9 protein-coding genes are annotated in these 6,822 nt (G+C 67.0%); all 9 read right to left on the bottom strand.

Features of this window, described 5'->3' with window-relative positions:
• Positions 1–209: 209 nt before the first annotated feature.
• The 9 genes from ACWC1K_RS50420 to ACWC1K_RS50380 all read right to left on the bottom strand — a co-directional run bounded on the left by ACWC1K_RS50420 (position 210) and on the right by ACWC1K_RS50380 (position 6,783).
• A complete protein-coding gene (locus tag ACWC1K_RS50420) occupies positions 210–377 on the bottom strand; it encodes a hypothetical protein (RefSeq protein ID WP_450840935.1) in 168 nt (55 codons plus the stop codon).
• The gene (locus ACWC1K_RS50415; protein WP_450840933.1) at positions 377–1,045 is read right to left on the bottom strand and encodes a hypothetical protein; all 669 of its coding nucleotides are present in this window, start codon (positions 1,043–1,045) and stop codon (positions 377–379) included. Before ACWC1K_RS50415 ends, ACWC1K_RS50420 begins: the two co-directional genes overlap by 1 nt.
• A gap of 212 nt (positions 1,046–1,257) precedes the next feature.
• A complete protein-coding gene (locus tag ACWC1K_RS50410) occupies positions 1,258–1,740 on the bottom strand; it encodes a hypothetical protein (protein ID WP_450840931.1) in 483 nt (160 codons plus the stop codon).
• A 140-nt stretch (positions 1,741–1,880) separates the two neighbouring features.
• Positions 1,881–3,323 (bottom strand): replicative DNA helicase, encoded by a 1,443-nt coding sequence (gene dnaB / locus ACWC1K_RS50405; protein ID WP_450840939.1) that lies wholly within the window; start codon positions 3,321–3,323, stop codon positions 1,881–1,883.
• Positions 3,320–4,300 (bottom strand): hypothetical protein, encoded by a 981-nt coding sequence (locus ACWC1K_RS50400; protein WP_450840929.1) that lies wholly within the window; start codon positions 4,298–4,300, stop codon positions 3,320–3,322. Before ACWC1K_RS50400 ends, dnaB begins: the two co-directional genes overlap by 4 nt.
• A gap of 243 nt (positions 4,301–4,543) precedes the next feature.
• Complete coding sequence (locus tag ACWC1K_RS50395) at positions 4,544–4,855, bottom strand: hypothetical protein (protein WP_450840927.1); 312 nt, start codon at positions 4,853–4,855, stop codon at positions 4,544–4,546.
• Positions 4,856–5,026: 171 nt separating this feature from the next.
• The gene (locus ACWC1K_RS50390) at positions 5,027–5,554 is read right to left on the bottom strand and encodes a GntR family transcriptional regulator (RefSeq protein ID WP_450840937.1); all 528 of its coding nucleotides are present in this window, start codon (positions 5,552–5,554) and stop codon (positions 5,027–5,029) included.
• Between the two features lie 101 nt (positions 5,555–5,655).
• Complete coding sequence (locus ACWC1K_RS50385) at positions 5,656–6,387, bottom strand: GntR family transcriptional regulator (protein ID WP_450840925.1); 732 nt, start codon at positions 6,385–6,387, stop codon at positions 5,656–5,658.
• A 135-nt stretch (positions 6,388–6,522) separates the two neighbouring features.
• Positions 6,523–6,783 carry a helix-turn-helix transcriptional regulator gene (locus ACWC1K_RS50380; RefSeq protein ID WP_450840923.1) on the bottom strand — a complete coding sequence of 87 codons (261 nt, stop codon included), beginning with the start codon at positions 6,781–6,783 and terminating at the stop codon, positions 6,523–6,525.
• Positions 6,784–6,822 lie beyond the last annotated feature (39 nt).

Genomic DNA, 6,822 nt, shown 5'->3' with positions numbered 1-6,822 from the left:
GCTGGATGGTGCCGCCGTTCTGCTGGAAGTACTGCATGCGTCCTGCGGCCCCGGCTTCGTCCATGGCGCGGGCCCGGATGAACTCGGCGATGGCCCGCAGGTCGGCCACGGTGGGCGTGAAGGTGTCGTCGGTGGTCATCGGGGGCGTCTCCAGGGGTGTTGTCGGCAGACGGCCAGTCTCCCAGGCGGCACTGACGGAATGCGCCGGATCAGGACGTCTTAGCGGCCCGTCGGGCCAGCATGCGCGCCTTGATCTGCTCCTGCGTGGGCTGCTCCCACTTATGCCAGCCGACCGGCGGCTTGTACTGCCGTGCGTGGCCGCGCTGGTCGATCCCGCAGTGCTGGCATCCCATCGGGTCGGGGATGTGCTCGGCCATCAGGCAGCCGTCCGGGGCCAGCGGAAGCCGCGGTGGTCCGCGTGGAAAGCCGGGTCGGACGCGTCGCGGTGGTCGGCGAAGTACAGGCAGCACGGCCGGCCCAGGTAGCCGCGGACCTCCTCCGGGTAGATCGCGTCGCAGGTCGCTTCGCTGGGGTCGTCGTCCTCGGCGACGCGCGCCTGGTAGTCGTCGATGGCGGCCTGCCGGCCGGCCCGCTGCTGCTCGGTGGGTTCCGTGTAGCGGTGCGGGTTGAGGAACACGGCGTCGTGCTTGTGGCCGTCCTCGAGCTGGTGGCAGTACCGGCAGGCCTCCACCGGAAGCGGCGTATACCGGGCCTTGCCGCCGCACGGGTCGTCAATCGTGCAGGCGGAGCACATACAGATACTGCCCGGGCGGGTGGCGTGCCCGTGCGGGTTGACGTCGATGGTGCCGGGCTCGTACCAGTGCGGCTCCGTGTACTGGCCCGGGATCAGCATGGCGACCATGCCGGCGCCGCCGTTGTCCTCAATCTTGTCGATGATCTGCCGGAACCAGTCCAGGGCCTGGACGTCGTCGCCCTGCCATCCGTGGTGGATGGTCCGGCCGTTGATGACCATTTTGCGCTGGTGCGGGTTCCCGCGGGCGGCGAGGACCTTGATGGTGCGGCCCCGGTACGTGGTACGGATCATGTGACGCCTCCTGGCGGTTGGTGCGGGTTCCAGCGTGGCCCGGGTGGCGGGCGGGTGTTGCCCGCGGGAAGTGCGGGGCCCGGCCTCCGAGAGGGGAGCAGAGACCGGGCCGGCGGGCGGGGGGTGACGGTTCCGGCCGCCGTGGGGGCACGGCCGGAACCCGGGGCGGTACGGGCTACCTCCTTCCGGTGGGGAGCAGGGGAGTGTGGGGGTCAGATGCCGCGGGCGAGGGCGCGGATCTGGCGGGCCGCACGGCTGGCGTTGCGCTGGGCGTCACGGAGCACACGGTCCGCCTGGCCGCGAAGGGCCACGGCAACAGCGGGCTCCATCGCCTGCGCATCGACCTTGGCGTCACACAGCTCGGCCAGCGCGTCGCGGACTTCGGTGAACAGACCGATCATCTGGCTCTGCCAGGCGATCTGGCCGGCGCGGGACTTCGGAGCGGTCGACGCCTTCAGTGCGGCGTAGGCCTTGGCGAGGCGCGCGTCCGCGGCCTGGATGCGGGTGTCCTTGCGGCGGTCGGCCGTCGCGTAGAGCGCGCCCCACAGGTAGTTCTGGTTGGTGGAGTCGACGTAGTAGCTGCCGTCCTCGTCGATGCGGATCATCCGCTGCCACTGGGCGTCGAGTACTCGGACGTCGTCGTCGGTGGCGCCGGCCTGGGCCGCGATGTCGCTGACGAGAACTTTGCTGCCCATTGCTGTCTCCCTCTGGGGTGGCGCCTTGCGGTAATGCCACTCTAACCCATATCCCATGGCATTGCAATGGTAGACGTCGGGCGGGAACCAGAAGGCCCCCGAACCGGGCAGGATCGGGGGCCTCCACACGTCACAGCAGGTCAGTGCTGCGCCATGTCCACGAACCGGCTGTAGTGCCCCTGGAACGCGGCCGTGATGGTCGCTGTCGGCCCGTTGCGGTGCTTGGCAACGATCAGATCGGCCTCGCCGGCCCGCGGGGACTCCTTCTCGTAGGCGTCCTCGCGATGCAGCAGGATCACCATGTCGGCGTCCTGCTCGATGGCGCCCGACTCCCGCAGGTCTGAGATGACCGGCTTCTTGTCGGTGCGCTGCTCAGGGCCGCGGTTCAGCTGCGACAGCGCGATGACTGGAACCTCGAGTTCCTTAGCGAGCAGCTTCAGGCCCCGGGAGATCTTCGATACCTCCTGCTGCCGGTTCTCGGTGCGCGTGTCGGACTCCATCAGCTGGATGTAGTCCACGACGATCAGGGCCAGGCCGCCCTTCGCCTTCCGCTTCCGGGCTCGGGAACGGATGTGGTTCAGAGTGATGTTGGGGGAGTCGTCGATGTAGAGGGGGGCGGCCTGAACGTCTGGCATGCGGCGGGCGAGGCGGGTCCAGTCCTCTTCGGTCATCGTGCCGTTGCGCATGTGGTGCAGGCCGACCCTGGCCTCGGCGGAATTGATGCGCATGGCGACTTCGTTGCGGCCCATCTCCAGGGAGAAGATCTGGCTGGGCCGGTTGTGCTTGATGGAGCAGCAGCGTGCGAAGTCGACGGCCAGGGTGGACTTGCCCATGGCAGGGCGCGCCGCGATGACGATCATCTGGCCGGGCTGGAGCCCGTTGGTCAGGGCGTCCAGGTCGCGTAGCCCGGTGGGTACACCGGTGATCTCGTCCTTCCTGTTCTGGTTGGCGTCCAGCTCGTCGAGCATGCCTTCCATGACGTCGCCGAGCGGGACGTCCTCCTCGTCGGCATGGGAGACCTCGGTGGCTGCATAGACGGCGGTCTGGGCGGCGTTGCAGATCTCGGCGAGTTCGCCTTCCTGGGCGTACGCGAGGGCGCTGATCCGGTGGCCGGCCTGCGCCAAGCCGCGCAGGACGGACTTCTCGTGGACGATCTCTGCATAGTGCTCGGCGTTCGCTGCGGTGGGTACGGTCTGTACCAGCGCGTGTAGGTAGGACGCGCCGCCCACCTTGTTGATTTCGCCCCGTTTGGTGAGCTCAGCGGACACCGTGATCGGGTCAACGGGCTCACCCTTGCCGTAGACGTCGAGGATGGCTCGGTAGATCGTCTCGTGCTTGGGAGCGGCGAACTGCTCGGCCTTGAGGATGGCGATGACGTCGGCGATGGCATCGGCGGAGAGCAGCATGCCGCCGAGGGCGGACTGTTCGGCGTCCTGGTCGTGCAGGGGCGGCCGGTCAAAGTCGCTGTCGTCGCCGCTGCGGGTCTGCGCGGGTACGCTCACAGTAGATCTCCGTTCAGGTGGTCGTGCGGCGGCAGGGGCCTTGCTACGGGCTCCCCTGCCGCCGCTTTGCGTACAGATCAGGCGTGGACCGGCTGGGTCGGGACGTAGCCGGGGTGGCAGTGACACTTCGCCATCCCCGTATCCGTCTCGATCATCCGCTGCGCCGCCGAGGTGGGGGCGATACCACCGTTGCAGCCGCCGCACCATGGCCTGGCGATGCCAGCAGAGCGGATGGACTGCTCCGGGTTCATCTGTGCGTGCTTCACCAGGTCCGTCCACCCCTTGGCGCCCAACTCCCCGGCCAGCAGGCACAGGTTGCCCACCGACCGGCCCACGGACAACAGGGCAGCTGCATCGGTGCGAACGGACTTGATCGCGCCGGGGCGGGGCGGGAGTCCGGCAGTGCGCATGTAGGAGGCGATGAACGCGTCGAGGACCTTGTCGATGTCTGGGGTCTTTTGCGTAGCTGCTTCTCTCTCTCCAGGCTGGGCCGAATCCGATGGGGCAGCCGTGGACGGCGAGGCCCCCGAGAGAGGAGAGAACTCTTTCAATTCCTTAGAACTTTTGGTGGCAGATTCTGCTACCCGTTCCCGTCGTTTCTTGCTACCCGTTGCCGCCTCGTCGGCGGACGGGTGGTCATTTCTTCTACCCGCTGACCTGCTGTTTTGCGCCCCATTCGACGGGTGGCAGATTCTGCTACCCGTGTCGGAGGGCTGGCAGTCCCCGTCGATGTCATGGCCTCCGGCGCACCCTGGTTCGTGCGCGCCGGCAAGGTCGTACACCGGCGTCCTGAGGTCAGGGCGCATGTGCTCAACAAGCTTCGGGTCGCCAGGGATAAGGAGGCTCCGACGGGAGAGCTCCCGAAGGTGCCCCTGCGCGGCGCGCGGGGACATGAGGCACTCCTTGGCGAGGGTTTTGGACCCAGCGAAACAGCCGCTCATCTTCTTCGGCCCGTTACCCGCGTGGTTCGCCACGCGCAGCATGATGATCAGCTCTCCGGTGTTCTTCAGGTGAGGCAGGGCCACCTCGTCGACCCACGTCTGCCCCTGGTAACTCACCGGGTCCACCCCGTCGTGCGAGTGATCACAGGGGGGCACACACTTGGCAGTACGGGAACTGCCGCTACTCTAGGCACGAAGCCTCCGCTCTTCCCGGGTGGACTTGTAAGGCCAGCGGGCTGCGATCCACTGGCACTGAACGGCTGGTTGGTGGGGCTGTTGCGACCCCTCCTGCCGGCCGTTCTGCGTTTCCGGGCCGTGGCTGCGAACACGGTGATCCAGGCGCGCATCTACTGACCGTAGTCATGATTCGGCGGAACGTTGCCCCTGCTTGCGCGCGGGCCCCCGACCGGTCGGCGGGTGTTCCTTCAGGTAGTCGAGCAGGACTTTTGTCTTCATCAGGCGCGTATCCGCGGCCATCAGGTACGGGGTCTGCCCAGGCTTGTCGCCGAACGGCCATCGCTTCTTCAGACGGTCGCCGTCCCACTTGCTGCGGGACAGGGCCATGTAGCGGAGCCCTTGCGGGGTCATGCTCCCGGCCAGCCCGCGGCGCACGATGAGCGCGGCGGCGTCGGTGAACGAGATGTACTCGGGGTAGCTGTCTTCACTGGTCATCAGAGCGTCACGCCCCGACTTCTTTCGTCGTAGGCAAGAAGCGCTACGCTCACTTCTGGATCTCCTTCGCTGGGGGTTCCCCATCGACGTAGGTTTCGCAGATCGGCGTCGTGTGGGGCGGCCGGCTCCGTTTCCTCAAGCGGGGTCGGCCGTACTAGTTGTTCTGCCTGATCAACCAGACTCGGCGGGGCCCGGCTCTCCTGGCAGTTGCATGTTGTTGTAGGCAAACTCGAACCTGTCCGCCGGTGCGGTGATACGGAGCAGTTCAAGAGCCTGACCGTCCCGGCCCCGGGTGATGCGCTCCACCGTGAAAAGCTGCACGCCCGTCCCGACCTGCATCAGGGCAGCCTCTTCCTTCGTCGGCATACGACCTCGGATCGTCTCGTCCACCTCAGCCGGTCGTAGGCCAGCGGCCGTGAGTGCTCCGTAGATCCCGCCCGGCACCTTCGCGGGCGAGTCCAGGCCGGCCCGCACGGCGATGTCTGCCGGGTACCACGCCTGCTGGACTTGCAGAACCTCATCGCTGACACACGCATGCCTCAGCCGGTAGGCGACATCAGATCCCGGTTCGACACCGAGAAGCTGCGCGTCGTCCGGACCGATCGACCTGGTGTCGACGGTGACCGTCTTCATCTGGCCGCTCAGACCCTGCTCGGCGCATGCGGTCTCCCACGGGCCCGCCGATCCGCCTGGCTGCATGACGCTCTTGTACCTGCTGAACGCGATCCGGATCCGACTGCTGTCCCGCACGGTCGAACTCCTCTCTGGATACATGGGGGAACGCCCTTTCGGGGCGCTGGTTACTCCTCGTCGTTTTGGGTCAGCCCCGGCGCGTAGACGTCTTGCCAGTGCTCCAACGGCCCATCTTCGTCAAGCCAGGTGTTGAACAGGACGAGAACCGGGACAGCGGCATTCGGAGGGGCGTCGATCTTGAGCATGGACAACTCGGACGGGTAGGCGAGGCGCGCACCACGCCGCTCAGGAAGCTTCACGGGCGTGCGGCCCGTGCGCTCCGCATAGTCCTTCTGCCAGAAGCGCCCCAGGGGTGCAGGGTTCAGGATCTCCGGCACTGCCGCCCAACCGCGAGGTTGGATGAACGAGAACGCGGCGATGGTGCGCACGTTCTCACGCATGTACACCCGCCTGCGGATCAGGATCTCGTCGTGCAGTTCGATGCCCAACTCCGAGGCAACGTCCGGGTCAGCGCACGACAGCAGCCGTGCCTCGTGGTCTACCGACCTCTCCTTCGGGCCGTAGGGACGCCCCGTTCGGGCGATCCTGCGTAGCCGTGCGGCGGCCGTCGCGGCCACCCGGGGCCGCTCGGCAACCGTCGTGCCCTGCCCCACTCGAGCGGCCGTCAGACCCTCCGCTTTGAGCATCTGAAAGGCCCGGTTCACGGTGGCGATCGACGCCCCGAACTGCTCCCGGACCTGCTTCTGTGTCGGCATCGGGTCGCCTGGGGCGAGTGTGCCGTCCACAATCTGCCGCCGGAAATACGTGGCGATCTCCGCATACCCGGTGTTTCCGCTCATGCCCTCGCCCCTTTCTGCTCCGTAAGGCTTGCCGGTAGAGCGCCTAGTAGAGCAATACTAGAGCTCTTGGTCCAGCGCGGGCATCCTGTCCGGCGGCGCGTACGTAGGGGGCGGTATGGCGAATCGGCATCCGGATCATCCATCGGTGTCCTCGCCCTCGCCCTTCTCCTCCAAGTCGGTACGCCGGCCTGGCTGGAGGACCCGCGTGTCGAAGTACTCATCCACCGCAGCGGTCGGGTACTTCAGCCGGGTCGTGCCCGGCTCCACTACCGGCGCTGGGAACTTCTCGTCCGCTCTGACGATGCGGTGCACTCGCTGCCGAGACAGGCCGTGGCGCTTCGCGATCTCGGGGATGGTCATCAACCGCGGAACCTCCTGTTCTCTCTCGTCGCTCAATGAATCTCCCTCAGACTATCCGAACCGTGTTGACAATCT

This window comes from Streptomyces sp. NPDC001492, from assembly GCF_053597275.1.
Note: the sequence above shows the minus strand (reverse complement) of the source record. Positions and strands in the feature narration are given on the sequence as shown.

Coding starts and splice junctions, on each gene's coding strand:
- ACWC1K_RS50395 (WP_450840927.1), bottom strand. CDS start 4,855: ATGACCAGTGAAGACAGCTACCCCGAGTACATCTCGTTCACCGACGCC.
- ACWC1K_RS50415 (WP_450840933.1), bottom strand. CDS start 1,045: ATGATCCGTACCACGTACCGGGGCCGCACCATCAAGGTCCTCGCCGCC.
- ACWC1K_RS50410 (WP_450840931.1), bottom strand. CDS start 1,740: ATGGGCAGCAAAGTTCTCGTCAGCGACATCGCGGCCCAGGCCGGCGCC.
- ACWC1K_RS50390 (WP_450840937.1), bottom strand. CDS start 5,554: ATGCAGCCAGGCGGATCGGCGGGCCCGTGGGAGACCGCATGCGCCGAG.
- ACWC1K_RS50385 (WP_450840925.1), bottom strand. CDS start 6,387: ATGAGCGGAAACACCGGGTATGCGGAGATCGCCACGTATTTCCGGCGG.
- ACWC1K_RS50420 (WP_450840935.1), bottom strand. CDS start 377: ATGGCCGAGCACATCCCCGACCCGATGGGATGCCAGCACTGCGGGATC.